Source organism: Streptomyces sp. NPDC048295, from assembly GCF_040652135.1.
Taxonomy (GTDB): Bacteria; Actinomycetota; Actinomycetes; order Streptomycetales; family Streptomycetaceae; genus Streptomyces.
In genome coordinates this window covers 23212-49474 of record NZ_JBEZLL010000011.1, presented here as the reverse complement: position 1 = coordinate 49474, position 26263 = coordinate 23212, and the positions used below count along the sequence as shown (strand labels likewise).

At 72.7% G+C, this 26263-nt stretch carries 21 protein-coding genes; 14 read left to right on the top strand and 7 right to left on the bottom strand.

The features are described from left to right. Window positions 1–30 precede the first annotated feature (30 nt). The 4 genes from AB0D53_RS18285 (at window position 31) to AB0D53_RS18270 (ending at window position 3876) form a co-directional block, all read left to right on the top strand. On the top strand, window positions 31–1338 hold the full coding sequence (locus AB0D53_RS18285; RefSeq protein WP_362447232.1) for a sensor domain-containing protein: 1308 nt from the start codon (window positions 31–33) through the stop codon (window positions 1336–1338). Continuing rightward, the gene (locus tag AB0D53_RS18280) at window positions 1326–1985 is read left to right on the top strand and encodes a response regulator transcription factor (RefSeq protein WP_362447229.1); all 660 of its coding nucleotides are present in this window, start codon (window positions 1326–1328) and stop codon (window positions 1983–1985) included. The genes AB0D53_RS18285 and AB0D53_RS18280 overlap by 13 nt, the downstream gene beginning before the upstream one ends. A 32-nt stretch (window positions 1986–2017) precedes the next feature. Next, complete coding sequence (locus AB0D53_RS18275; protein ID WP_362447226.1) at window positions 2018–2677, top strand: nucleoside/nucleotide kinase family protein; 660 nt, start codon at window positions 2018–2020, stop codon at window positions 2675–2677. 71 nt (window positions 2678–2748) lie between these two features. After that, on the top strand, window positions 2749–3876 hold the full coding sequence (locus AB0D53_RS18270; protein ID WP_362447223.1) for an aminopeptidase P family protein: 1128 nt from the start codon (window positions 2749–2751) through the stop codon (window positions 3874–3876). Between the two features lie 46 nt (window positions 3877–3922). Here the strand turns inward: AB0D53_RS18270 and treZ are convergent, their stop codons facing one another. Then, window positions 3923–5713, bottom strand: coding sequence for a malto-oligosyltrehalose trehalohydrolase (gene treZ / locus AB0D53_RS18265; protein ID WP_362447220.1), 1791 nt, complete (start codon window positions 5711–5713; stop codon window positions 3923–3925). A 169-nt stretch (window positions 5714–5882) separates the two neighbouring features. Here treZ and AB0D53_RS18260 point away from each other — a divergent pair, with 169 nt between their 5' ends. Beyond that, window positions 5883–7250 carry a GH1 family beta-glucosidase gene (locus AB0D53_RS18260; RefSeq protein WP_362447217.1) on the top strand — a complete coding sequence of 456 codons (1368 nt, stop codon included), beginning with the start codon at window positions 5883–5885 and terminating at the stop codon, window positions 7248–7250. Window positions 7251–7284: 34 nt separating this feature from the next. After that, entirely contained in the window at window positions 7285–8415 is a 1131-nt protein-coding gene (locus AB0D53_RS18255; protein ID WP_362447214.1) for an alpha-L-fucosidase, read from the top strand. On the opposite strand, the gene AB0D53_RS18250 is transcribed toward AB0D53_RS18255, so the two are convergent. Together AB0D53_RS18250 and AB0D53_RS18245 are read right to left on the bottom strand one after the other, a co-directional pair. Further along, window positions 8387–9298 (bottom strand): GNAT family N-acetyltransferase, encoded by a 912-nt coding sequence (locus tag AB0D53_RS18250; RefSeq protein WP_362447211.1) that lies wholly within the window; start codon window positions 9296–9298, stop codon window positions 8387–8389. The genes AB0D53_RS18255 and AB0D53_RS18250 overlap by 29 nt on opposite strands. A 180-nt stretch (window positions 9299–9478) precedes the next feature. Further along, a complete protein-coding gene (locus AB0D53_RS18245; RefSeq protein ID WP_362447208.1) occupies window positions 9479–10432 on the bottom strand; it encodes a GNAT family N-acetyltransferase in 954 nt (317 codons plus the stop codon). A 183-nt stretch (window positions 10433–10615) separates the two neighbouring features. Between AB0D53_RS18245 and AB0D53_RS18240 the strand changes: the two genes are divergently transcribed. Next, window positions 10616–11182 carry a DUF1707 and FHA domain-containing protein gene (locus tag AB0D53_RS18240; protein WP_362447205.1) on the top strand — a complete coding sequence of 189 codons (567 nt, stop codon included), beginning with the start codon at window positions 10616–10618 and terminating at the stop codon, window positions 11180–11182. 25 nt (window positions 11183–11207) lie between these two features. Here the strand turns inward: AB0D53_RS18240 and lpdA are convergent, their stop codons facing one another. Continuing rightward, window positions 11208–12653, bottom strand: coding sequence for a dihydrolipoyl dehydrogenase (gene lpdA / locus AB0D53_RS18235; protein WP_362447202.1), 1446 nt, complete (start codon window positions 12651–12653; stop codon window positions 11208–11210). Between the two features lie 99 nt (window positions 12654–12752). Here lpdA and AB0D53_RS18230 point away from each other — a divergent pair, with 99 nt between their 5' ends. Together AB0D53_RS18230 and AB0D53_RS18225 are read left to right on the top strand one after the other, a co-directional pair. Beyond that, on the top strand, window positions 12753–13655 hold the full coding sequence (locus tag AB0D53_RS18230) for a LysR family transcriptional regulator (RefSeq protein WP_362447198.1): 903 nt from the start codon (window positions 12753–12755) through the stop codon (window positions 13653–13655). A 126-nt stretch (window positions 13656–13781) separates the two neighbouring features. Beyond that, a complete protein-coding gene (locus AB0D53_RS18225; protein WP_362447195.1) occupies window positions 13782–14792 on the top strand; it encodes a cytochrome P450 in 1011 nt (336 codons plus the stop codon). Here the strand turns inward: AB0D53_RS18225 and treY are convergent. After that, complete coding sequence (treY, locus tag AB0D53_RS18220; RefSeq protein ID WP_362447192.1) at window positions 14752–17148, bottom strand: malto-oligosyltrehalose synthase; 2397 nt, start codon at window positions 17146–17148, stop codon at window positions 14752–14754. The two genes, AB0D53_RS18225 and treY, sit on opposite strands and share 41 nt — an antisense overlap. A gap of 89 nt (window positions 17149–17237) precedes the next feature. Beyond that, window positions 17238–19403, bottom strand: a complete 2166-nt coding sequence (gene glgX / locus AB0D53_RS18215; RefSeq protein WP_362447189.1) for a glycogen debranching protein GlgX — start codon at window positions 19401–19403, stop codon at window positions 17238–17240. Between the two features lie 566 nt (window positions 19404–19969). Between glgX and AB0D53_RS18210 the strand changes: the two genes are divergently transcribed. Together AB0D53_RS18210 and AB0D53_RS18205 are read left to right on the top strand one after the other, a co-directional pair. Next, a complete protein-coding gene (locus AB0D53_RS18210; protein ID WP_362447186.1) occupies window positions 19970–21202 on the top strand; it encodes an SAV2148 family HEPN domain-containing protein in 1233 nt (410 codons plus the stop codon). Window positions 21203–21280: 78 nt separating this feature from the next. Further along, window positions 21281–22012: a 3'-5' exonuclease gene (locus AB0D53_RS18205; protein WP_362447183.1), complete on the top strand. Its 732-nt coding sequence runs from the start codon at window positions 21281–21283 to the stop codon at window positions 22010–22012. Window positions 22013–22049: 37 nt separating this feature from the next. Here AB0D53_RS18205 and AB0D53_RS18200 read toward each other — a convergent pair whose 3' ends face one another. After that, the gene (locus tag AB0D53_RS18200; protein WP_362447181.1) at window positions 22050–22916 is read right to left on the bottom strand and encodes an aminoglycoside phosphotransferase family protein; all 867 of its coding nucleotides are present in this window, start codon (window positions 22914–22916) and stop codon (window positions 22050–22052) included. Window positions 22917–23041: 125 nt separating this feature from the next. Between AB0D53_RS18200 and AB0D53_RS18195 the strand changes: the two genes are divergently transcribed. The 3 genes from AB0D53_RS18195 to AB0D53_RS18185 are packed head-to-tail and all read left to right on the top strand — an operon-like array spanning window position 23042 to window position 26126. Then, window positions 23042–23992, top strand: coding sequence for a sugar ABC transporter permease (locus tag AB0D53_RS18195; protein WP_362447178.1), 951 nt, complete (start codon window positions 23042–23044; stop codon window positions 23990–23992). Next, window positions 23989–24828, top strand: a complete 840-nt coding sequence (locus AB0D53_RS18190; protein WP_362447175.1) for a carbohydrate ABC transporter permease — start codon at window positions 23989–23991, stop codon at window positions 24826–24828. The genes AB0D53_RS18195 and AB0D53_RS18190 overlap by 4 nt, the downstream gene beginning before the upstream one ends. Continuing rightward, on the top strand, window positions 24828–26126 hold the full coding sequence (locus AB0D53_RS18185; RefSeq protein WP_362447172.1) for an extracellular solute-binding protein: 1299 nt from the start codon (window positions 24828–24830) through the stop codon (window positions 26124–26126). The genes AB0D53_RS18190 and AB0D53_RS18185 overlap by 1 nt, the downstream gene beginning before the upstream one ends. Window positions 26127–26263: the final 137 nt, after the last annotated feature.

Below are 26263 nucleotides of genomic sequence, written 5' to 3'. Positions count from 1 at the left end.
GGTGGGCGGACCCCCGTAACGTGATGCGTCATGAGCACCACTCCCGCCCCGCTGACGGCCGCCATCCGGCGTTCGTGGGATGCCTCGCGCTATCTGGCCATCGGCGTCGCGGTCGCGCTGCTCGCCTATGTGAGCGCGTTCCTCGTGGTGGCGGTGCTGCTGTTCGCCGCCGTGATCATCGGGCTGCCCGCGCTGCCGGAGGCCGCCAAGGTGCTGCGCCGGTTCGCGGAGCTCGAGCGGCGCAGGGCCGCGACGCGGCTGGGCGTACCGTTCACCCCGACGCGGTATCCGCCGCTGGACGACGGCGAACTGTCCGAGCGGGTACGGCGGGTGCTCGCCGATCCGACGGTCTGGCGCGACGCGCTCTGGCTGCCCCTCCAGGCGCTCATGGGCAATGCCATCGGCTACCTCGCGATGGTGCTGTGGCCGGTCGGGCTCCTGGTGGACGGGGTCGCACTGCCGGTCGTGCACCTGCTGGACCGGCGCGCGGCCGACGAGTACGGGACCCCGTTGCCCGAGCGGCGGGGGTGGGTGCTGCGCTGGCACGGCGTACTCGCGGATCTGTCGGCCGGCTGGACACGGTCGCTGCTCACCTCGTCGCCGTCGGCCGCGCTCGCCGAACGGATCGCGCAGCTGACCGAGAGCCGGGCCGGTGCGGTCGAGGCGCACGGCGCCGAACTGCGACGCATCGAACGCGATCTGCACGACGGCGCCCAGGCCAGGATCGTCGCGCTGTCGCTGCGCATCGGCCTCGCCAGGCAGCTCCTGGACAGCGACCCGGCCGCCGCGCGCATGCGCCTGGACGAGGCGCAGGACGGCGCGGAGGCGGCCCTCGCGGAACTGCGGCACGTGGTGCGCGGTATCCATCCGCCGGTGCTGACGGACCGTGGACTGGCTGGCGCGGTAAGGGCGTTGGCCGCCGACGCGGGTGTGCCCGTCACCGCGGAGCTGGCGGGCGTGGACGACGGCCGGCGGCTTCCGGCCGCGATCGAGGCCGCTGCCTACTACGTCATCGCCGAGGCGCTCACCAACATCAGCAAACACAGCGGTGCGACAGCCGCGACCGTGCGCGTCGAACGTCCCCCCGGCACCCTGCGGGTGACCATCAGCGACAATGGGCACGGCGGCGCGGGCGAACGGCACGGCACCTCGGAGAAGCCCTCCACCGGCGACGATCGCCCGAGCCCCCGGCCCGCACGTGTGGCGGACCGGGGTGGGTCCGGCAGCGGGCTGGTCGGCATCGGACGGCGGATCGCCGCCCTGGACGGCACCACCCGCATCAGCAGCCCCATCGGGGGGCCGACGGACATCGAAGTGGAGCTGCCGTGCGGATCGTGATCGCCGAGGACAACGCGCTGTTGCGGGAGGGCCTGATCCTCCTGCTCAGCAGCTCGGGCCACGAGGTGGTGGCCGACGCGGCGACCGGCCCCGAGGTGCTGCCCGCCCTGCTGGAACACCGTCCGGACGCCGCCGTGCTCGATGTGCGGCTCCCGCCCAGCTTCCGTGACGAGGGGCTGCGCGCCGCGCTCGCCGCCCGTGCGGAACTGCCCGAGCTGCCGATCCTGGTGCTCTCGCAGTACGTGGAGGAGACGTACGCCGCCGAGCTGCTCGCCCAGGGCGCGCAGGGCATCGGCTATCTCCTGAAGGACCGGATCGGCCGGGTCGACCAGTTCCTCCAGGCGCTGGACCGGGTGGCGGCCGGCGGCACGGCGCTCGACCCCGAGGTCGTGACCCAGCTGCTGACCCGCAAGTCGTCGGCCGAGCCGCTGCGGAGCCTCACTCCGCGCGAGCGAGAAGTGCTGGAACTGATGGCCCAGGGCAAGGCGAACGGCACCATCGCCGCCGAACTCGTCGTGACGGAGCGGGCGGTGAGCAAACACATCGGCTCGATCTTCGCCAAGCTCGGCCTGGAACCCGACGACGGCACGGTGCACCGACGGGTGCTGGCGGTGCTGGCGTACCTGGAGGGCAGGGCGACGCGCTGACCCGGAGCCGTACCCGTACCCCGTGCGGGACAATGCCCCGCATGGACACCAGCGATCCGGCCACCAGCGATCCCACCGGGGCGGCGGCCCGGGCCCGCCGCCTCGCGGTCCCCGGCCACCGCCGCATTCTCGGCATCGCGGGGCCGCCCGGGGCCGGAAAGTCCACCCTGGCGGCGCGGCTCGTCGACGCGCTCGACGGCCTCGCCGTCCTCGTCCCCATGGACGGCTTCCACCTGGCCCGGGCCGAACTGGAACGGCTCGGCCGAGCCGCGCGCAAGGGCGCCCCCGACACCTTCGACGCCGCCGGGTACGCGGCCCTGCTCCGGCGCCTGCGCACACCGGAGGCGGGAACCACCGTCTACGCCCCCGCGTTCGACCGCGCCCTGGAGGAACCGGTCGCCGGGTCCGTCGCCGTGCCCCCGGACATCCCCCTCGTGGTCACCGAGGGCAATTACCTGCTGCACGACGAGGGCCCCTGGGCGGCCGTGCGCGGACTGCTCGACGAGGTGTGGTTCCTGGAGACAGACCCGGCCTTGCGGGTACGGCGGCTCGTCGAGCGCCATGTGCGGTTCGGGAAGCCGCGACCGTACGCCGAGCGGTGGGTGGCGGAGTCCGACGAGGCCAACGCGCGCCTGGTCGAGCGCGGCCGGACCCGTGCCGACCTCGTCGTGCGGCAGGGTCCGCGGGCCTGAGTCCCGCTCGCGTCGAACGGCCCGGACGGGCAGGATGCTGTGTGCCGTGTCGCGCCGCCAGGAGGTCCCGCATGTCCAGCCAGAGCCAGCCCGTACCGTTCACCGCCGACGACTACCGGGCCCGTATGACGCGTGCCGCCGAGACCGCCGCCGAGGCCGGGCTCGCGGGCGTCCTGGTCGCGCCCGGACCCGATCTCGTGTATCTCACCGGCTACCAGCCCGTGAACACCGAACGCCTCACCGTCCTCGTCCTCACGGCCGGTCAGGACCCGGTCCTCGTCGTCCCGACGCTGGAGGCCCCGGACGCCGAGAAGGCCGTCGGCGCCCCGGCCCTCACCCTGCGGGACTGGACCGACGGCAAGGACCCCTACGCCGTCACCGCACCGCTGCTCGACGACGCGGGCCGCTTCGGGATCAGCGACAACGCCTGGGCGATGCATCTGCTCGGGCTGCAGCGCACTCTGCCGGGCACCTCGTACGTCTCGCTCACCGAGGCACTGCCGATGCTGCGCGCGGTGAAGGACGCCCATGAGCTGGAGCGGCTCGCGGCCGCCGGAGCCGCCGCCGACGCCACGTACGAGGAGATCCTCAAGGTGCGCTTCTCCGGCCGCAAGGAGACCGACATCGCCGCCGAACTGGCCGCGCTCCTCAAGAAGTACGGGCACTCCCAGGTCGACTTCACGGTCGTCGGTTCCGGCCCCAACGGCGCCAATCCGCACCACGAGGCGGGTGACCGCACCATCGAGCGGGGCGACATGGTCGTACTCGACTTCGGCGGTCTCAAGCACGGCTACGGCTCGGACACCTCCCGTACGGTCCACGTCGGCGAACCCACCGCCGAGGAGCAGCGGGTCCACGACATCGTGCGGGAGGCGCAGGAGGCGGGCTGCGCAGCGGTCCGGCCGGGTGTCGCCTGCCAGGAGATCGACCGCGCGGCCCGCGCGGTCATCACCGAGTTCGGCTACGGCGAACGCTTCATCCACCGCACCGGCCACGGCATCGGTGTCACCACCCACGAACCGCCCTACATGATCGAGGGCGAGGAGCAGCCGCTGGTGCCCGGGATGTGCTTCTCCGTGGAGCCGGGCATCTATCTGCCGGGCCGGTTCGGCGTGCGGATCGAGGACATCGTGACCGTGACCGGGGACGGCGGCCGACGCCTCAACAGCACCGCGCGCGAGCTGGCGATCGTCGAGTAGCCGGACGCGGGACGGGCACCGGGTGCGTCCCGCCCCGCCCGGCCCCTCAGCCGTCGGCCAGCACCACGCACGACTCCGGCGGCAGGTGCAGCAGCCCGTCGGCGCCCGGGGCCCGCACCGGCTCCCACGCCGCCACCACCCGGTCCCCGCCGCCCCGTCGCCGGCCGCCGCCCAGCGGGATCGTGGCCGGCTTCTCGCCGAGGTTGACCGCGATCCGCAGATCGCCCCTGCGGTACGCCAGCCAGCGCGCCTGCTCGTCGTGGGCGGTGCGCACCGATGCCAGGTCCGGGTCGTGGAGGTCGGGCAGGGCGCGGCGCAGCGCGATCAGCTCGCGGTACCAGGCGAGCAGGCGGGCGTGCGGCTCCTGGGACGGTTCGTCCCAGTCCAGACAGGAACGGTTCCGGGTGGCCGGGTCCTGCGGGTCGGGAACGTCGCCCGCCGCCCAGCCGTGTGCCGCGAACTCCCGCCGCCGGCCATTGCGTACCGCCTCGGCGACCTCCGGATCGGTGTGGTCGGTGAAGAACTGCCACGGGGTGCGCGCGCCCCATTCCTCGCCCATGAACAGCATCGGCGTGAAGGGCCCGGTCAGGACGAGGGCCGCGGCGCAGGCCAGCAGGCCGGGGGAGAGGGCGGCGGAGAGCCGGTCGCCCAGGGCCCGGTTGCCGATCTGGTCGTGGGTCTGCGCGTAGCCGACGAAGCGGTGGGCGGGCGTGTGGACGATGTCGACGGGGCGGCCGTGGGTGCGGCCCCGGAAGCGGGAGTACGTGCCGTTGTGGAAGAACGCGCTCGTCACGGTCTTGGCGAGGGCGGCCAGCGGAGCCTCGGCGAAGTCCGCGTAGTAGCCCTGGGACTCCCCGGTGAGCGCGGTGTGCACGGCGTGGTGGAAGTCGTCGTTCCACTGGGCGTGCAGGCCGATGCCGCCCGATTCGCGGGGGGTCGTGGTCCGCGGGTCGCAGAGGTCGGACTCGGCGATCAGCGGGAGCGGACGGCCCAGCTCGGCCGCGAGCGCGTCGGCCGCCGTGGACAGCTCCTCCAGGAAGGTCAGCGCCCGCCCGTCGGCCAGGGCGTGGACCGCGTCGAGCCGCAGCCCGTCGAGCCGGTAGTCCCGCAGCCAGGCGAGCGCGCTGCCCAGCAGGAACGCCCGCACCTCGTCCGAACCGGGGGCGTCGAGGTTGACCGCCGCGCCCCACGGCGTGTGGTGGGTATCGGTGAAGTACGGGCCGAAGGCCGGGAGGTGATTGCCGGACGGGCCGAGGTGGTTGTGGACCACGTCCAGGAGGACCGCGAGCCCGAGACCGTGCGCCGTGTCGACGAAGCGCTTGAGCCCCTCCGGTCCGCCGTACGGCTCGTGCACGGCCCAGAGCGACACCCCTTCGTACCCCCATCCGTGGGTGCCGGGGAACGGGCAGACCGGCATCAGCGACACATGGGTGACGCCGAGCCCGGCGAGATGGCCCAGCCGGGCGGCCGCGGCGTCGAAGGTGCCCTCGTCGGTGAACGTACCGATGTGCAGCTCGTACAGGACGGCGCCCGGAAGCCCCCGGCCGGCCCAGCCGCCGCGCCATTCGAACAGCGAGTGGTCGACGACGGCGCTCTCGCCGTCCGGCCCGTCCGGCTGGCGGCGCGAACGCGGATCGGGAAGCACCCGCGGGGCCGCGCCGCTGCCTCCCTCTTCGCCGCCCCCTTCCAGGACGAAGCCGTAGCGGTCCCCGTCCGACGCCTCCGCCTCGGCCGTCCACCAGCCGTCCCGTCCGGGATCACGCCCCATCGCCCGCAGCTCGCCCGACAGCCGCAGCCCGACCGAGTCCGCATCCGGTGCCCATACCTCGAACAGCATTGCAACGCTCCTCGTCTCCTCGCCCCGCGCCCCATCGTCGGCAGCAGCCGCGATCACCGGCCCACGACACTGGATCGAGCCCGTTACTGGCGATTAAGGTCTGGCTCTGATCATTGCCCCGCGAGGTTCCGCTCAATACGCACTCCCTCTTACGGCTGTGGAGGCCGAGATGACCGTGCCGTCGTTCCCGCCCGGCTTCCTCTGGGGAGCCTCCGCGTCCGCGTTCCAGACCGAGGGGGCGGCAGACACCGACGGCAAGGGCCCCTCCGGCTGGGACGCCTTCGCCGCACAGCCCGGACGGGTCAAGGACGGCACCGACACCACCCGCGGCACCGGCTTCCACCAGCACTACCGCGAGGACGTCGCCCTGCTGGCCGGCCTCGGCGCCGACGCCTTCCGGTTCTCCGTCAGCTGGCCGCGCGTGGTGCCCGGCGGCAGCGGACCGCTCAACCCGCAGGGGCTCGACTTCTACGACCGTCTCGTCGACGAACTGTGCGCCCACGGCATCACCCCGGCCCCCACCCTCTACCACTGGGACACCCCGCTCCCGCTGGACGAGGAGGGCGGCTGGCTCAACCGGGACACCGCCTACCGTTTCGCCGAGTACGCGGGCATCGTCGCCGAGCGCCTCGCCGACCGCGTACCGATGTGGATCACCATCAACGAACCGGCCGAGGTGACGATGCTCGGCTACGCCCTCGGCGAGCACGCACCCGGCCGCGCCCTCCTCTTCGACGCCCTGCCCGCCGCCCACCACCAGCTCCTCGCGCACGGCCTGGCCGTGCGGGCCCTGCGCGGCGCGGGCGCGGACAACATCGGCATCGCCGTCTCGCACACCCCCGTCTGGACCGCCGGGGACCGCGACGAGGACCGCCTGGGTGCCCGGCTCTACGACACGATCACCAACTGGCTGTTCGCCGACCCGCTCCTCACCGGCCGCTACCCCGACGAGAACCTCGCCGCGCTGATGCCGGGACCGGTCGAGGACGACCTGACGACCATCTCCACCCCGCTCGACTGGTACGGGGTCAACTACTACAACCCCACCCTCGTCGGCGCGCCCGACGCCGACGCCCAGGAGACCTTCTCCGGCTTCCGGATGCCCGCCGAACTCCCCTTCGGCATCCGCGAGATAGAGGGCTACGAGAAGACCGACTTCGGCTGGCCCGTCGTCCCCGACGGCCTGCGCGAGACCCTCGTCCAGCTCCACGACCGCTTCGGCGACCGGCTCCCGCCGCTCTACATCACCGAGAACGGCTGCGCCGTCGACGAGCCCGCCGAGGACACCCGCCGCATCACCTACCTGGAAGGGCACCTGCGGGCCCTGCGTGCGGCCATCGACGCGGGTGTCGACGTGCGCGGCTACTTCACCTGGTCGCTCACCGACAACGTCGAGTGGACCGAGGGCGCCAGCAAGCGCTTCGGCCTGGTCCACATCGACTACGAGACACTGCGCCGGACCCCCAAGGACTCGTACGCCTGGTACCGCGAGCTGATCCGTGCGCAGAAGGCGGGGCGGTCCGGCACACCGGCCTGACGGACCGTCCACGGTGTGATCCATACTTCGCGGCATGGTTGCTTCATGGTGGACCCGGGCCGGACTGGGGATCTTCGTGCACTGGACGCCGGCCTCGGTGCCGGGCTGGGCCCCGCCCTACGTCCCCGCGGACGAACTCCCCCTGGCCGGCCGCCGCGCGCCGCTCGGCTGGACGTCGTACGCCGAGTGGTACGAGAACGCGCTCCGGTTCCCCGGCAGCCCCGTCTCCGCCCACCACCGTGCGACCTACGGAGCCCGCCCGTACACCGCCTTCGGGGACGACTTCAACGACGCCCTGGCGAGCTGGGATCCCACCGAGTGGGCCCGCGGCTTCCGCGCCGCGGGCGCCCGCTACGCCGTCCTCGTCACCAAGCACCACGACGGCTTCTGCCTCTGGCCCTCCGAGGCAGCCAACCCGCACCGCGCCCGCTGGCACACCACACGGGACGTCGTCGGTGAGTTCGCCGAGGCGGTGCGGGCCGAGGGGCTGCGTTTCGGCGTCTACTACTCCGGGGGACTCGACTGGACCTTCGACGACCGCCCGATAGGAACCGGCGCGGACACCGTCTCGGCCGTACCGCGCGGCGGCTACACCGCCTACGCCGGCGCCCAGATGCGTGAACTGATCCGTCGCCACCGCCCCGACATCCTCTGGAACGACATCGCCTGGCCCGGCTCCCGCACCGATGTCCAGCGGCTCGTCGAGTACTACCGCTTCGCCGTCCCGCACGGCGTCGTCAACGACCGGCTGTTCCCGTACGCACCGATGTGGCGCGCACTGCGGCTGCCCGGTGCCAAGGCCCTGTACGACAGCTGGGAACGCCGCACCGTCGCCCAGGGCGAGGGCTTCGTCCCGCGCCGGCCCCCGTACTACGACTTCCGCACCCCGGAATTCGCCCGCTACAGCGGCCCCGACCCGTACGAGATCACGCGCGGCATCGACCACAGCTTCGGCTACAACCGCAACTCCCCGCCCGAGGCGTACCTCGGCCGCGAGGCACTGGAGTCGCTGGTACGGGAGACGGCGGCCGACGGCGGCAACCTGCTGCTCAACGTGGGGCCGCGCGGCGAGGACGCGAAGATCCCCGCCGCGCAGCAGCTCCGCCTGGAATGGCTGGCGGAACTCACCCGTGGACTCACACCAGATGGATGCGTTCCTGGTTGATGCGATGACCGGCCCGCGCGAACGCCGCCGCCATCGGCACATTGCCCCGGTCGGTGGCGCCCGCGATGAACTCGGCGCCCTCGGCCGCGAGGAAGTGCGTGCACTCCACGAGCAGGTCGTACCCGTAGCCGTGACCCCGCTGCTCGGGCACGACGCCGATGAAGCCGATGCACGGCCCGGACGGGTTGTGGGCGGGCACCTGGATGCCCACCGGCTCACCGTCGTGGGTGTACGCCAGCTGCCACCAGGAGCGCGGCGAGGGGCACCAGTGGAAGAAGTCGAGCTCCTCCCGCGCCGCCTGCTCCAGACCGCCGGGGCCCTCGATGGCCCGGCGGGCGTGGGCGTCCAGCGTGACGGAGTGGACCCGGCGCAGCACATCGAGGATCACCTCGTCGTCCGGCTCCGGCCGGAACTCCAGCCGCCCCGGCCGCTCGGGCAGGCCGAACTCCGGTGTCCACTCGTAGCGGTACCGCTCGACCAGCGGCTTCATCCCGGCCGCGCGGGCGGCGGAGATCCGGCCCTCCGCGGCGGCCCGGACATCGGGCCGCTCCCGCCAGTCGGCGGGCAGGATCAGTTCGTACTCGGCGTGCAGCGGGGCGCGGCGCAGCAGTTCGGCGCCCGCCGCCTCCTCGCCCTCGGCGAAGTCGAACCAGTTGAGCAGTACCGGCTCGGTGTCGTGGGGCCCGGCCCACCAGGCGGCACGGGCCACCACGACACCGTCGCGCAGGGCGACCCAGGTCCACTCGGGGCGGTAGTCGCCGCCGTTGTCCGTGGTGGCGTAGTGGTGCCCGAACGCGGCGCGGCCGACGAGGTCACGTCCCCGCAGGGTGTGGAAAAGATGTGCGTCGCTCTCGGTGAGCGCGCGGATGACCAGATCGGTCATGGAACAGTCCTCCGGAAGAAGCGGTGCGCTCCCGGTCAGACCGAAACCGAAACCGCCCGGCGAACGGGACGGGAGCGCGGGAACACAGCAGTGGGTGTACGCACGGTTCTCGCCTCCTTCCTCGGTTCTCGGGCGGGTGCGGTCACCGTAACCGGTGACCCGGCGGGCCGTCCACCGGATTCAGTCCCACACCATGTCGAAGGACCGCTCGAAGTTCACGAACCCGAGGCGCGCGAAGGACTTGGCCATCGGCACGTTGCCGAGGTCGGTGGAGGCCCGGATGCGCTCCACGCCCTCCTGCGCGGCCAGCACCCTGGTGCCCTCGGCGAGGATGTCGTCGATGTAGCCGTGGCCGCGGCGGCTGGGCAGCACACCGATGTACGCGATGATCGGGTTGTAGTCGTTGCGCGCCGGGATCACGAACCCGACCGGTTCACCGTCCGGGAGCTCGGCGATCCGCCACCACTCGCGCGGAGTCCGGTACTTCGCCAGCTCCTCGTCGTAGTGCTTCTCGGCGGCCTCGCGGGCACCGAGCCCGGAGGCCAGGTCGGCCTGCCCGTGTGCGTCGAGGGTGCCCTCCATCACCGGTGTCATCAGCGCGAGCAGGTCCTCGCGGCCGTCGACCGGGCGGAACCGGAGCCGGCCGCTGTCGGCGGGGACCGGCGTGCCGGCGCGCCACTCCAGACGGAGCCGCTCGACCAGCATCCGTGCACCGGAACGCTCCATGACCCGGATCCGGGCCCCGACGGCGTCGCGGACGGCCGGGTCCTCGCGCCAGTCGACCGGTACGAAGCGCCCGTACTCGGGCCTCGGGGCGCCGGCCGGGACGACCGCGGCCGTCGCCGTCTCCAGCAGCTTCAGGCCGATCCCGCCGCGTTCGGGCTCGGGCAGGGTGTCGTCCAGGTCGAAGAAGTCGAGGAGCAGGGGCGCTTCCCCGTTCGGGCTCCACCATGCGATCCGTGCCACCAGGCGTTCGCCGCGCATCGCCACCCACATCCACTCGGGACGGCGACGCCCGCTCTCCAGGTCGTCGGCGAGCTCGTGATCGAGGGTGTACGACAGCCGGCGGAAGAGCCCGAGCTCCTCGGGCCCGGTGAGCGGACGGATGGTCAGTTCCTGTGGTGCAGAGGTCACACAAGCTCCTCGGTGTGCGCAGGTGTGTCCTCCGGCGGATGCCCGGCGGCCTGCGGCGGGAGACAGTAGCAACGGATCCCGCGGCCGCGCCCGGGATATTCGCGCCGGGCGTCCCGGGTGGCCCGGGACGGGAAACGGGCCCGTTCTGGACACCCCGGGTCGGTCGGACCGACAATTGGCCGTGTGACGTCCTCCTTCGAGTCCCACACGTATTCCGTGCGGCTGTCCGACGCCCAGCGCGACCGTGTGCTCGGCGTACTCAGAGACGGCGCGGCACAGGGAAAGCTGTCCCACGACACCTTCATGCGGCGCATGGAGCTGGCCCTCACCGCCCGGCGCTCCGAGGAACTGGACGCACTCACCGTCGACCTGGAGGGCGAGGGCCGCTGGTCACGGCGGATACTCCGGGTCGTGGGCGGGGTGTCCGGATTCCCCGGCCGGGTACGCCGGGTCTGGCAGACCGAGCGGCTCCCGAAGCTCCTCCTCCCCACCCCCGGCCCGCACCCCCTGCTGATCGGCCGTGACCCCGGCAACGGCCTGCGGCTCAACCACGAGACCGTCTCCCGGATGCACGCCGAGCTCACCGTGCGGGGCGGCTGCTGGCTGCTGCGCGACCTCGGCTCGACCAACGGCACCTGCGTCAACGGCCAGCGGGTCACCGGCACGGTCCCGGTCCGCGACGGCGACCAGGTGAGCTTCGGACGGATGAGCTTCCGGCTCTCCGCGCCCGTCCTCGGGCCCCCGGACTGAGGGTCCCCCGCCGGGGCCGACCGGTTCAGGACCGCTGGTGCAGCCCGCGTCCGCCGAGGGTGAGAAAGACCTCGCCGACCGCCTCGGAGAGCGTCGGATGGGCGTGGATGTGACGGGCCGCGTCGGCCGGTTCGGCGTCCCAGCCGACGACGAGCTGACTCTCGGCGATCATCTCGGAGACATGCGGTCCGACGAGATGCACCCCGAGCACCCGGCCGCCGCGCTCGGCGACCACCTTCACCATGCCGCCCCGCCCGTGCACCATCCCCTTGGCCACCGCGGTCAGCGGCATGCCGCCCACCGTGACGTCGTGCCCGGCGTTACGCGCCTCCGCCTCGGTCAGGCCCACCGCGGCGGTCTGCGGGGACGAGTACGTGACCCGGGGGACGGCGGCGTAGTCCACCGCCGGTGAGGGCAGACCGGCCAGCGTCTCGGCGACCAGCAGCCCCTCCGCGAACGACGCGTGGGCCAGCCCGGGGGACGGCGGCGGCAGCAGATCGCCCACCACATGGATGCCCGGCACCGGCGTTTCGAGACGTGACCAGTCGGCGGGCGCGACATGGCCCCGCTCATCGGCGGCCAGCCCCGCCGCCGCGAGCCCCAGCCCTTCGGTCACCGGAGCCCGCCCCACCGCGACGAGCAGCCGCTCCACCCGCACCGTGCGGGTCTCGCCGCGCGAGGTGCGCAGGGCCGCGAGCACCCCGTCGTCCCGCACGCTCGCGTCCGTCAGCCGCGTCCCGGTGAGCACATCGATCCCGCGCTTCTTCAGACCGCGGGCCAGATGGCGCGACACATCGGCGTCCTCCAGCGGCACGAGCCGGTCCGCGGCCTCCACCAGGGTCACATCGGCGCCCATCGACCGGTGGAACGAGGCGTACTCGACGCCGATCGCCCCGCCGCCCAGCACCAGGACGGTCCGCGGCAGCCCCGGCGCGAACAGCGCGTCGTCGCTGGTGACCACCCGGTGCCCGTCCGCCTTCAGCCCCGGCAGCACGCGCGGTCGCGAACCGGTCGCCAGGACGATGCCGCGGCGCGCCACGACCGTCCCGTGACCGGTGACATGAGCGCTGCGCGTACCGGTCAACCCGGCGCTCCCGCGCACCACTCGGACCGCCGCGTGCGCGAGGTGGTCCTCCACGCCGCGGTGGTTGCGCGCCACGATGTCGTCCCGGGTGGCGACCAGGGCCGGCCAGTCCACCGCGTCCAGGGTCGCCTTCACCCCCCACCGTTCCCGGGCCTCCGCGATGCCGTCCACGAGTTCGGCGGCGTGCAGCATCGCCTTGCTGGGAATGCAGCCGCGGTGCAGACAGGTGCCGCCCACCTTGTCGCGCTCCACGAGGACCACGTCCAGACCGAGGGAAGCGGCCCGCAGGGCGGTGGAGTACCCGCCGGTGCCACCGCCGATCACCAGGACATCGGTCTCCGTACCGTTCTCACCCGTTGCCGTTGCTGTTGCCGCTGTCCGTGTCATGGCCTCAGCCTCCGCCCGGTGCTTGCCATGAGTCCAAGGCAATGTTTCTGTGGCACCGATGCACAGTCTTCATGGGTACGGACCACGGGGGAGAGCGCGATGAGCCTGCGGCAGATGGAGTACTTCCTCACGGTCGTCGAGGAGTCGTCGTTCACCCGGGCCGCCGAGCTCCTCCATGTCACCCAGCCCGCGCTCTCCCACCAGATCAAGGCCCTGGAGCGGGCCGTCGGCGGGGCCCTGCTCGAACGGCTGCCGCGCGGGGTGCGCCTGACCCCGATGGGGCGTGCCTTCCTGCCGCACGCCGAGCGTTCCGTGCGCAGCGCCGACCGGGCCACGCGGGCGGCACGGGCCGCGGCGGGTGCGGAGGGCGGCGAACTGCACATCGCGACGGTGCACGCGGTGGCCGTCGGCATCCTCCCCGACGTCTTCGCGCGCTGGCGCCGGGCGCATCCCGGGGTGGGCCTGGTCCTCCACGAGTACGCCACCCCGGAAGCCCTGGAGGAACAGCTCGAACGCGGCACCGCCGACCTCGCCGTCGGCCCGCCGCCCGCGCACTGGCCGGGGCCGGTCGTCCCGGTCGGCGAGGAGGACATCGTCCTGGTGGTCCCCTTCGACGACCCGCTCGCCGGACGCACCTCGGTGCGCCTGCGGGAGCTGGCCGACCGCCCATGGGTGCGCTGCGCGATGGAACCCGTGGTCCACGGCCGGCCGTTCCTCGACCTGGCCTGCGGAGAGGCCGGTTTCACACCCCGCACGGCGGTGCGTACCGAACACACGTCGACGGCGGTGCGGATGGCCGCGGCCGGGGTCGGGGTTGCCACGGCACCGGCGCACGTGGTCCGGGGCGCGGTCGGTGAGGACTGCGCGGTCCTGGCCGTGGAGCCTCCGTGGCGGCGCCGGCTGGCGGTCTTCTCCCGGGTCGAACTCACCGGAGCCGCCGCCGCGTTCACCGGCCTGCTGGGGATCTCCTGGCCGCTCCGCCCCCGGACGCCGGGCGACTGAGCCCCTCCGACCGGGTGCACCGCCCTCACCCGGACGGCCGTACGCCGGCTGCGTGGCGCCGTCGCGGGTGGTCCGCTGGAGGGAAACCGCGCCGCAGACCGGCGCCCTGACGCCCCGGGGGTACCGATGCAGGCCGACGCGCCGGAAGGCATACCCGCGGCGGAGCGCGGTCACCGCCCGGGCACCGGACCCAGCCTGCTCTCACCCGGCGCGGCGCACGACCCGTACCGGCTCTACCGCGTGCTCCGCGAGGAGTACCCACTCAGCTACGACGCGCCCCTGGGCGCCTGGCTGGTCAGCCGGTACGCGGACGTGGCCACGGCCCTCACCGACCCCCGTTTCGCCGGCCTCCCGCACGACACCGCATCCCGTGGCGGCCCCGCCCCGCTCGGCCTCTGCCACGGCAGCCCGCTCTGCGCACCCCGCAAGCACCGCACGGCCGCGCCCGGCCCGGTACCACGTCACACGGCAGCGCGGATCGAGCGGACCGCATACGTCCTGGCGCGCCGGATCGCAGGCCGCCGGCAGGCCGACCTCGTCGAGGAGTTCTGCCGCTGGCTGCCCGTCGGCGCCCTCCCCGGCGCGAGCGCCCGGCCGCACCGCCCGGCCGGTACCGGGACAGGCATCGTGACCGGCACCACCGCCGCACCCTGCACCCGGGACACCGGCCTCCGCCAGCGGGCCCTCGCCTCCTTCCTCGCCAATGTGCTGGACGCCCCCGACCTCCTCGCCGCCCTGCGCATCGAACCCGCCCTGGCCGACCGGGCCTGGACCGAGTCGCTGCGCCGCGACCCGCCGGTCCAGGTGGTGCTGCGCCGCACCGTCACCGAGGTCGCCCTCAGCGGCGGCACCCTGCCCGCCGGGGCGGTCGTCGCCTGCCTGACCGGCGCGGCCGGCCGCGATCCGGAACGGTTCGCCGCCCCCGACCTCTTCGACCCCTTCCGCCGCGACCAGGGCCGGTCCCTCACCGGCCCCGCGTCCTGCCCGGCCGTCCTGCTCGGCCGGCTGGAGGCCCGGCAGGGCCTGGGCGCGCTGCTCGACGCGATGCCCCGGCTCCGCTGGGCCGACGGGTTCCGCCCGGCCGGCGCCGGGCTGCTCACCCGTGGTCCGCGGGCCCTCCTCGTCCGGCCCGGCTGAGCAGTGCCACCGGCCGCACGGCGAAGAGCTCGGCGAGCGCGACCGATCCCCCGGCGAACTCCCGGCCGGACGTCAGCAGATCGCTCCACGGCCCGTCGTCCGGCAGCGCCAGCTCCGTGTCGTGCCAGCCACCCGACTCGGCCAGCCGCAGCGACAGCCTGGTCACGGCGGTGACCACCTCGCCCGAGCGGCAGAACGCCAGACAGTGCGCGGCCGCCGGGCCACGGGCGCTCAGCGCGGCGTACGTACCGGACTCGCCGAACACCTCCGGGCGCTCGCGCCGCAGCCGCAGGGCGGCCGCCGTCAGCTCGCCCTTCTCGCCGAGGGCCCCGTCCAGCGACGGCTCGCGAAACGGCCGCCGGTTGTCCGGATCGACCAGCGCCAGGTACTCCCGCTCCGTGCCCTGGTACAGATCCGGCACACCCGGCATCGTCAGATGCACCAGCGCCGCCCCCAGCACATTGGCCCGCACATACGGGTCGAGCCTGCTCGCGAACCGCTCCAGAATCTCGCGCACCGGACCGGAGCCGGCGGCCGGTCCGGCCGCGACGAAGTCCGTCACCGCCCGCTCGTAGCCCGGGTCGGACTCGGTCCAGCTGGTGAAGAGCCCCGCCTCGCGGACCGCCTTCAGCAGCGCGGGCTCCAGCCGGCCCGCCATCTCGCGGCCGGGCAGCTTCGCGCAGCCCACGGCCGTCTGCCAGGCCTGCCAGGCGAGCTGGGCGTCGGGCGCGGTGGCCGGGGTGGCCCGCTCCAGCTCCGTCAGCAGCCCGGACCACGACTCCGGGCACTGGGTCAGCACCGCGATCCGGGCCCGCACATCGGCGCTCCGCTTGGTGTCATGGGTGGTCAGCGCCGTGCCGGTGGCCGGCCAGTCGCGGGCCAGCCGGGCACAGAACGTGTGGAACTCCTCCGGTGTCACCGCGGGCTGCCCCGGTTCGCCGCCCACCTCGTTGGCCGAGATCAACGGCACGTACCGGTAGAACGCCGTGTCCTCGACCGACTTGGCGCGCAACGCGGAAGCGGTCTGGGCGAACCGGGCACAGAACGCGGCCCGTTCGGGCCCCTCTCCCAGCCGCCCCAGCGCCAGATCCCGGACCACGTCGACGGCCGAGGCCTCCTCCGCGACGGCGAACACCGCCTTCGCGTCCCGCACGACCGAGTCCGGCAGCGCCTGTCCGGCCGCCGCCGTGCAGGGCCCGCCGGCCGTCGCGTACGGGCGGTAGACCGGTACCCGCACCAGCAGTTCGCGCACCGCGGCGTGCAGTGTCCAGGGGGCGTGATCGCGCAGCGCGGGATCGTCCGCGCAGATCCGTACCGCGAGCCGGGTCAGCAGCTCCGTCTCGGCTGCCAGTTCGTGCGTCACCACCCGGTACGCCGCGCGGCGCACGGTCGCCGTCCAGTGACCGCCGCGATCGCCGGCGGGGCCCGCGTACTCCCGGTAGCGGCCGACCAGCTCCGCCGCGCCCATCGGGTCGACGAACAGGCCGTCGACACGGTGCAGCACGTCGTACCCGGTCGTCCCCGCGACGGCCCAGTCCGCAGGCAGCGGCTCCCCGCCGGTGAGGATCTTCTCCACCACGGTCCACCGCCCGCCGGTCGCCGCCGAGAGCCGCTCCAGGTAGGCCGCGGGGTCGGCCAGCCCGTCGGGGTGGTCGATGCGCAGCCCGTCGACGACGCCGTCCCGGACCAGTTCGAGGATCTTGCCATGGGTGGCGGCGAAGACCTCGGGGTCCTCCACCCGCACCCCGATGAGCTCCGAGATGGTGAAGAAGCGCCGGTAGTTCAGTTCGGTGCGGGCCAGCCGCCACCAGCCGAGCCGGTAGTGCTGGGCGTCCAGCAGCTCGGCCAGCGGCAGACCGGCCGTGCCGGTCCGCAGCGGGAACTCCTGTTCGCCGTAGCGCAGCACGTCCCCGTCGGCCCGGAGCCTGCCGAACTCCTCGCCGATCCGCCCGCCGAGCACCGGCAGCAGCACCTTGCCGCCGCCCGCCGCCCAGTCGATGTCGAACCAGCGGGCGTACGGGGACCCGGGACCCTCGCGCAGCACCTCCCACAGCGCGTGGTTGTGGCGGGGGACGGCGGCCATGTGGTTCGGCACGATGTCCACGACCAGTCCGAGACCGTGCCCGCGCGCCGTGCGGGCCAGCGCCCGCAGCCCCTCCTCACCGCCGAGCTCGGCGCGGACCCGGCCGTGGTCGACGACGTCGTAGCCGTGCCGGGAGCCGGGCACGGCCTCCAGGACCGGGGACAGATGCAGATGGGAGACGCCGAGCGAGGCGAGATACGGCACGGCCTCCCCGGCGGCCGAGAACGGGAAGTCGGGCTGGAGCTGGAGCCGGTAGGTGGCGGTGGGCGTCATGCGGACGTTCGTACCCAGCCTGGCGGCTTCTGTGTCACGGAACGCCGCAAAGGGCTCGACCGGCGGTGTGCCCCGGCCACCGGACACGCCTACGCGGGCCGCTGCAGCACGGCCATGCTGCGTCCGACCAGCGTCACCCGATCGCCCGCCGCCACCTTCGGCCCCGAGCCGGGCATGACTCCGACCGGGCGGGCCGTTTCGACCACCACCAGCCACTGCCGGCCGAGGTTCACCGGAACGGAGAACTCCAGCGTCTCGGCGCTCGCGTTGAACATCAGCAGGAACGAGTCGTCGGAGATCCGCTCGCCGCGCGGCCCGGGCTCCGAGATCGCGTGCCCGTTGAGGAAGACCGTCAGCGCCTTGGCATGTGCGGCCTGCCAGTCCCGCTGCGTCATCTCGCGGCCCTCCGGCGTGAACCACGCGATGTCCGAGAGGTCGTCGTGGGTGCCCTCGACCGGACGGCCGTGGAAGAACCGGCGGCGGCGGAAGACCGGATGGTCGCGGCGGAGCCAGACCATCGCCCGGGTGAACTCCAGCAGACTGCTGCCGAGGCCGCTCTCCCCGTCCCGGCCGGCCTCCTCCGCGTCGTCCGCCGCGGCTTCTTCCGGGTCCGGCCAGTGCACCCACGACAACTCGCTGTCCTGGCAGTACGCGTTGTTGTTGCCCCGCTGCGTACGCGCGAACTCGTCGCCGTGGCTCAGCATCGGCACGCCCTGGGACAGCATCAGCGTGGCGATGAAGTTCCGCATCTGCCGCATCCGCAGATCCAGGACCTCCGGCTGGTCGGTGTCGCCCTCCGCGCCGCAGTTCCACGACCGGTTGTGGCTCTCGCCGTCCCGGTTGCCCTCGCCGTTCGCCTCGTTGTGCTTGTCGTTGTACGAGACCAGGTCGTGCAGCGTGAATCCGTCGTGGCAGGTGGTGAAGTTGATCGAGGCGAGCGGCCGCCTGCCGTCGTCCTGGTACAGGTCCGACGAGCCGGTCAGCCGTCCCGCGAACTCGGCGAGGGTCCGGGGCTCGCCCCGCCACAGGTCCCGCACGGTGTCCCGGTACTTGCCGTTCCACTCGGTCCACAGCGGCGGGAAGTTCCCCACCTGATAGCCGCCCTCGCCCACGTCCCACGGCTCGGCGATCAGCTTCACCTGGCTGACCACCGGGTCCTGCTGCACCAGGTCGAAGAAGGACGACAGCCGGTCCACCTCGTGGAACTGCCGGGCCAGGGTGGCCGCCAGATCGAAGCGGAAGCCGTCCACATGCATCTCCGTGACCCAGTACCGCAGCGAGTCCATGATCAGCTGGAGCACGTGCGGCGACCGCATCAGCAGGGAGTTCCCGGTCCCCGTGGTGTCCATGTAGTACCGCTGGTCGTCCGCCAGCCGGTAGTACGAGGCGTTGTCCAGGCCCCGGAAGGAGAGCGTGGGACCCAGGTGGTTGCCCTCCGCGGTGTGGTTGTAGACCACGTCGAGGATCACCTCGATACCGGCCTGGTGCAGTGCCCGCACGGCCTGCTTGAACTCCAGCACCTGCTCGCCGCGGTCGCCCCAGGAGGCGTAGGCGTTGTGCGGGGCGAAGAAGCCGATGGTGTTGTAGCCCCAGTAATTGGCCAGCCCCGCGTCGGCCAGCCGGTGGTCCTGGACGAACTGGTGAACCGGCATCAGCTCGATCGCCGTGACGCCCAGTTCGGTCAGATGGGCGATCACCTCCGGATGGGCCAGCCCCGCGTAGGTGCCGCGCAGCTCCTTCGGCAGCCCCGGGTGGAGCATCGTCAGGCCCTTCACATGGGCCTCGTAGATCACCGTGCGGTGATAGTCCGTACGGGGCCGCCGGTCGTCGCCCCAGTCGAAGTACGGGTTGACCACGACCGAGGTCATGGTGTGCGGCGCCGAGTCGAGATCGTTGCGCGCGTCGGGCCGGCCGAACGGATAGCCGTACACCGCCTCGCCCCACCGGATCTGCCCGGCGACGGCACGGGCGTACGGGTCGAGCAGCAGTTTGGCCGAATTGCAGCGGGCGCCGCGCTCCGGCTCGTACGGCCCGTGGACCCTGAACCCGTACCGCTGACCGGGCATCACACCGGGCAGATAGGCATGGCGGACGAAGGCGTCGGTCTCCCTGAGCTCCACCGCCGTCTCGGAACCGTCGTCGTGCAGCAGGCACAACTCGATGCGTCTGGCGGCCTCCGAGAAGACCGCGAAGTTGGTCCCGGCGCCGTCGTACGTGGCACCGAGGGGATACGCCTGTCCCGGCCAGACCTGCATAGGTTCGACTCTTCCACTTCTGATCCGGGTGCCTGGGGCTTGCGGGCTGCCAGAACCCGTCCGACCCCTGATCCGCCGGACAGGCCCCGGAGCCTGTCGGGTGGCCTCCGACCGGGCGGTCACGCCCTGGCACGCACGCTTCCCGCGTTGTCGTCGGTCGCCGACGCTCCGCGCCGACTCCTTCCTCCGCCTCGGAATCGCACGCACCAGACCGCGTCCGCTGTCCGGCCGGAGGCCACCCGACAGGCTCTGAGCCAGATCTTCCCCGAAACAGGTGCGGCTACCTAGGACCGACCGGCACGTCACGCGGTCCGGTCAACATCGGGCCTCTCCGTGTCGCCCGGAACCGCGATCCGGGGCCCCGGCCCCGGTGCTCGCCCGGTACCAGGCGCCGGACGGGGTGCTCAATCACTATGAATCCCCTCACTACGGCAGATCTTGCCGCTGGGAACATCCCTGCGTCATAAAGGAGTTGACGAAGCAGCATGCGCATCGGGCTGCACCGGCTCCCGCTCCCGGAGTACCCTTCCTTGATCGTTGGTGGGGGAGTGGAAGGCGGTGCGCGGGTGAGCTCGGGAGGCTTCGAGCTGCCCCCAGGTGACCCAGGTCACGAGGGGGAATCCACCGATGCCCCACCAGGGGCGGTTTCACTTGCGCAGCCCATGGAGATCGGCGCGGAACTGGACTGGGGGGCGGACGCCTGGAGCGAGGTGCGTACGCGCGCCCAGCGGGCCGGGCGGGCCTACATCTGGCTGAATCTCGTGGAGCAGCGGCTGCGCGCCGTGGTCGCCGCGGTGCTCCGGCCCATCTACGAGCCGGTGCACGGCGAGGACTGGGTGGTGGCCGCCGCCGGGCCCGCCGGGCAGGAGTGGGTGCAGCGCGCCGTCGCCGTGCGCGAGGTCTCGCGCCGCAAGGGCTATCTGCTGGACCCCGCCGACGACAACGTCCTCAGCTTCCTCACGCTGCCGCAGCTGCGTGAGCTGATGGTCCAGCACTGGCCGTGCTTCGAGGCGTACTTCGACGACCGCCGCGAGGTGGAGCTGGCGCTCGACGAGCTGGAGGTCGCCCGCAACGTGGTCTCCCGCAACCGCGCCCTGAACGAGGCGGTCCTCGCCCAGGCCGAGCGCGCCTCCGCCCGGCTCCTGGAGATCCTGGGCAGTGGCGCCGCGGTCCCCTCGGCCGACCGGCTCCCGGTCGACGCCGTCGAGGAACTGGTCGGCGACCGCTACGCGGACGTGGTCTCCGTCCACTCCGACCGGGTGCGGCTCCAGCGCCAGCTGCCGGCCGAGGACCTCTTCGGCGGTTCGCGCCGGCTCGACGCGATCGGCATAGGGCTCAACCTGCTGGTGCAGAACTTCTCCGGGCGCAGGCTCATCCGGCTCGCCGAGTCGGGCTGCCGGGTGCGGCTGCTCTTCATCAACCCGGCGAGCAGCGCGGTCAAGCGCCGGGAGCGGGAGCTGGGCCTGAAGAAGGGCGAGCTGAGCCGGTCGGTGGAGATGAACATCCTCCATATGCGCCGGGTCCGTTCCAAGCTCCGCGATCCGGGAGCCTTCGAGATCCATGTGTTCGACGAGACCCCGCGCTTCACGGCCTATCTGGTGGACGGCGACGGGACGGACGCGGTCGGGGTCGTGCAGACCTATCTGCGGCGCGCACGCGGCATGGAGGCACCCGTGCTGGTGCTGCGCGGCGGCGGGCGTGCCGTGGTCCGGGCGGGGCAGGACAACGAGCACGGGCTGTTCGAGACGTACCGCGAGGAGTTCGAGTCCGTGTGGACGGACTCCCGGCCCGTCTCCTGAGGGGCTGCGACCGCGTTGTCAGTGGCGCGTGCGAGGGTGGTCATCACCTGGGGGAGAGCACCACGAAGGAGGTACGGGATGAGCTGGCACCGGGAGGCGCTGGTCGGCTTCGACCTGGAGACGACGGGCACCGATCCGCTGGAGGCCCGGATCGTGACGGCCGCGGTCGTCGGCGTCGGCGGCAGGGACGGGGAGCCGGTGCGCCAGCGCACCTGGCTGGCGGATCCGGGCATCCGGATTCCCGAGCAGGCCTCGGCGATCCACGGCATCAGCAGCGAGCGGGCGGCGGCGGAGGGCCGGCCGGTGCGCGAGGTGGCCGACGAGATCGCCGGGACACTCACGGAGTACTGGCGCCGGGGCGTGCCGGTCGTCGCGTACAACGCCGCCTTCGATCTGACATTGCTCACGGCGGAGTTGCAGCGGCACGGACTGCCGTCGCTGAGCGACCGGCTCGAAGGGGCGGGGATCGGGCCGGTGATCGATCCGTACACCATCGACCGGGCCGTCGACCGCTACCGCAAGGGCAAGCGCAACCTGGAGGCGGTCTGCGTCGAGTACGGCGTGGTGCACGGCGGAGCCCATGACGCGGGGGCGGACGCGCTGGCCGCGGTCCGGGTGGCGTACGCCATAGCCGAGCGGCACGGCGTGGTCGCCGGGCTGAGCGCCGCCGAACTGCACGAGCGCCAGGTGGAGTGGTACGCGCAATGGGCTGCGGACTTCCAGCAGTTCCTGCGCCGCAAGGGCACCGCCGACGCGGTGGTCGACGGCCACTGGCCGCTGCGGGAGCCGGCCGGGGTCGCCGCCGGCTGACGGCCCGGCCCCGCAGCCGGGGTTCAGGGGGCGGTGCTCAGAACGGATACCACCGCACCGCCGTGTCACCGTCACGCAGCGAGGCCACCCGGCGGCGGAATTCCGCGAGGGCCTTCGAGTTGCCCGGCGCGTGCTGGGACACCCAGGCGCAGCTGGCCGTCTCCCGGGCCCCGCGAAGCACCGCGCAGCCCTCCCACTCACGGACGTCCCAGCCGTACACGGCGGTGAACGCGTCGTACGCCTCGGGCGCCAGGCCGTACCTGTCCCGGGACAGGGCGAGCACCACCAGGTCGTGCTCGCGCAGATCCGCGGAGAAGGTCTCCAGGTCGACCAGCACCGGCCCGTCCGGACCGATATGGACGTTGCGGGGCAGCGCGTCGCCGTGGATCGGCCCCGGCGGCAGGTGCGGGACCAGTGCGGCGGCTGCCGCCGCGAAGCCGTCGCGGCGCTCGCGCAGATAATCGGCGTCGGCCGGGTCGATCGCGTCGCCCGCGAGCCGCAGCCAGCGTTCGACGCCGCCCAGCAGTTCGCGGCGGGGCAGACCGAGGCCGTCCGGGGCGGGCAGCGCGTGCACCAGGGTGAGCAGCTGTGCCAGGTCCCGCGGCTCGGCGGGGCGCACGGCGTCGGGCAGCCGGTGCCAGAGGGTCACGGGGTGGCCCTCGACCAGGCGCGCCGTGGCCTCGGCCGCCCGTACGGCGGGTACGCCCGAGTCCGCCAGCCACCGGGCGACGGCCACCTCGCGTTCGGCCCGGCCTTGTAGTTCAGGGTGCCGCACGGCGTCCCGGCCGACCTTGACCACCAGGTCGCCGACGGCGAACACCGCGTTTTCACCCAGCGCGAGCAGCTCCGCACCGCCGGACAGTCCGGCAGCGGTCAGCACCTCACGCGCACGCATCTCGTTCATGGCTCCGATTTTCGCATCAGTGCAGGTTGGCTTGACGAACCGACGGCCCGTCAGCACGATGACGGAGGCCACCTGAGCGGCCAGAACGGTATGAAACCGATCGAATGACGCAAGGGGGCGAATTCATGACATTAACTAGTGTAACCGTACGTTCGGAGCATCACGGCCCGCCCGGCGGCTTGCGGGACAAGCGGCCCCGGCCGCCCGGCCGGAGCGCCGGCACCTGGTTCCTGGTGCTGCCCGCGCTGATCCCGATCCTGGTCCTGAGCGTCGGCCCCCTGCTCTACGGCATCGCGCTGGCCTTCACCGACGCCCAGTCCGGCCGCACCCGCTCCACCCAGTGGGTGGGCGGGCTGAATTTCCAGGACCTGCTCCACGACACCCTCTTCTGGGACTCGTTCCGGATCGGCCTGGTGTGGGCGTTCGGCGTCACCGTTCCGCAGTTCGTACTGGCCCTCGGCCTCGCCCTGCTGCTCAACCAGAATCTGCGGATGCGCTGGCTGGCGCGGGCGCTGGCGATCATTCCGTGGGCGATGCCCGAGGTGGTCGTGGGTCTCATGTGGCGGCTCGTCTACAACCCGGACGCGGGCATCCTCAACGAGACCATCCGCGATCTCGGCCTCGGCGACGGCCGGGACTGGCTCACCGGTCTCGCCACCGCGCTGCCCGCCGTGATCGTCGTGGGTGTCTGGGCGGGCATGCCCCAGACCACCGTCGCCCTGCTCGCCGGGCTCCAGAACACCCCGCAGGAGCTCCACGAGGCGGCCGCGCTGGACGGGGCCGGTGCCTGGCGCCGCTTCCGCACCGTCACCTGGCCCGTCCTCAGGCCGGTCGCGCTCGCCATCACCGCGCTCAACTTCATCTGGAACTTCAACTCCTTCGCGCTGGTCTACGTACTGACCAACGGCGGGCCCGGCGGGCGCACCCGGCTGCCGATGCTCTTCGCGTACGAAGAGGCCTTCCACTACGGGCAGTTCGGATACGCCGCGGCGATGGGCTGTGTGATGGTCGCGGTGATCTCCGTGATCCTCGCCGTCCATCTCGCCGGCCGGCTCAGGGGAGGCGAGGACCGATGAGCATGCGTACCGGCAGAACCGCACGCGCCGGACAGTACGCCGCGCTGCTCGGCTATCTCGTCTTCCTGGCGTTCCCGTTCCTCTGGCTGGTCTCCACCGCCTTCAAACCGGCGCGAGAACTCGGTTCCCTGCACCCCACCTGGATCCCCGACCATCCGACGCTCGACAACTTCCGCAAGGCCTTCGACGAACAGCCGCTGCTCCAGGCCGCCGCCAATTCGCTGATCGCCGCGGTCTGCGCCGCCCTCGTCGCGGTCGTCGTCGCCACCCCCATGGCATATGTGATGGCCCGCCGCCGGTCGAGGCTCTCGGCGGCGGCCGGCGGATGGGTCGTGATCAGCCAGGCGTTCCCGCTCGTCCTGCTGGTCATCCCGCTCTTCCTGATCCTGAAGAACCTCCATCTGATCAACACCCTGTGGGGGCTGATCATGGTGTACGTCGTCTGGGCCCTGCCCTTCGCGCTCTGGATGCTGATCGGCTACGTACGGGCCGTGCCCGCCGAGCTGGAGGAGGCCGCCTCGGTCGACGGCGCGGGCCGGCTGCGGACCCTCGTCTCGGTCACGGCACCGCTGCTGGCCCCCGGCATCGTCGCCACCGCGCTCTTCGCCTTCATCACCGCGTGGAACGAGCTCTTCTTCGCGCTCGTCCTGCTCAAGACCCCGGAGAAGCAGACCTTGCCGGTCGTACTGACCCACTTCATCGGTGCGGAGGGCGCGGCCGACCTCGGGCCGCTCGCCGCCGCCGCGTTCCTCGCCACCCTGCCCTCGCTGGTGATCTTCGCGATCATCCAGCGGCGGATCACGGGCGGCATGCTGGCCGGGGCGGTGAAGAGCTGATGCGGGCATCCCTGCGCACGACGGCCGTCGCAGCGGCCACCGCGCTGGCCCTGCTGCTCACCGGCTGCGCCGGGACGGACGGCGGCCGGGGCGCCGACGGGCGGATCGAGCTCAGCTTCCAGTCGCTGGCCTGGCAGAAGGAGTCCGTCGACGCCAACAAACAGCTGGTGAGGGAGTGGAACGAGGCCCATCCGGACATCCATGTCAGCTACCTCCAGGGCAGCTGGGACACCGTCCACGACCAGCTGCTCACCTCCTTCGAGGGCGACGAGGCGCCAGACATCATCCACGACGCCTCCGACGACCTGGCCGACTTCGCCTACAGCGGCTACCTCGCGGACCTGCGCGGACTGCTCCCCGGCCGGCTGACCGACGACATCCCGCGGCAGAGCTGGTCCACCACCACCTTCGGCGACGGCGTCTACGGTGTGCCGTTCCTCCAGGAGCCCCGTGTCCTGATCGCCAACACCAGGATCCTCACCGGGTCCGGGGTCCGCGTCCCGACCCCCGACGAGCCGTGGAGCTGGGACGAGTTCCGGCGGGTCACCAGGGAACTGACGGGCAAGGGCCGGTACGGCGTCGCCTGGCCCCTCAAGGAACCGGTCTCCGTCACCCTCAACCTCGGACTCTCCGGCGGCGGGCAGCTCTTCCACCGCGGCGCCGACGGCAAGGTGACCATCCGCGCGGACGAGGGCGACCAGGTCGTCCCCGGCACCATCCACGCCCAGGTCGAAACCGACCGCAGCGCCTCGCGCACCGCACTCGGCATGGGCGGCTCCGACACCCTGCCCGGATTCTTCGGCGGCAAGTACGCGATGGTGCCGCTGGGCTTCTCGTACCGCCAGCAGGTCGTCGAGCAGGCGCCCGAGGGCTTCGAGTGGACGGTCCTGCCGGCCCCCGCGGGCCGTGCGGGTCTCGCCCAGGGCGTGAGCCCGCAGACCCTGTCCGTCTCGGAGGCCAGCCCGCACAAGAAGGAGGCCGCGCAGTTCATCGACTTCATGCTCCGGCCGCCGAACATGGTGCGCCTGGCCAAGGGCGACTGGATGCTCCCGACCGGCACCGAGGCCCTCGCCGACCCGTCCCTGCACACCGCCGAGAACGGCTGGGCGACCGGTGTCGCCGTCGCGAAGGCGCTCCGGCCGGCGCCCGCCCAGTCGGTGCGCGGCTACCCGGAGTGGAAGGACAAGGTCGCCACGCCCGCCCTCCAGGAGTACTACAGCGGGGCCATCGGGGCGCAGGAGCTGAGGAAGCGTCTGGTCGACGACGGGAACCGGGTCCTGGCCCGCTACCAGCGTTGAGACACCGAGGCTCCGAGGTGCCGCTCGCCGGGCCGGTGGGGCCTTCGGTGTCCGCGTCGCACGGAGCCGACCTCAACGTGGTCACCTCGTGAGAGCTCTGTGAACACGGGGGTGGAATCAAGCCGCCGCCCCGCCCG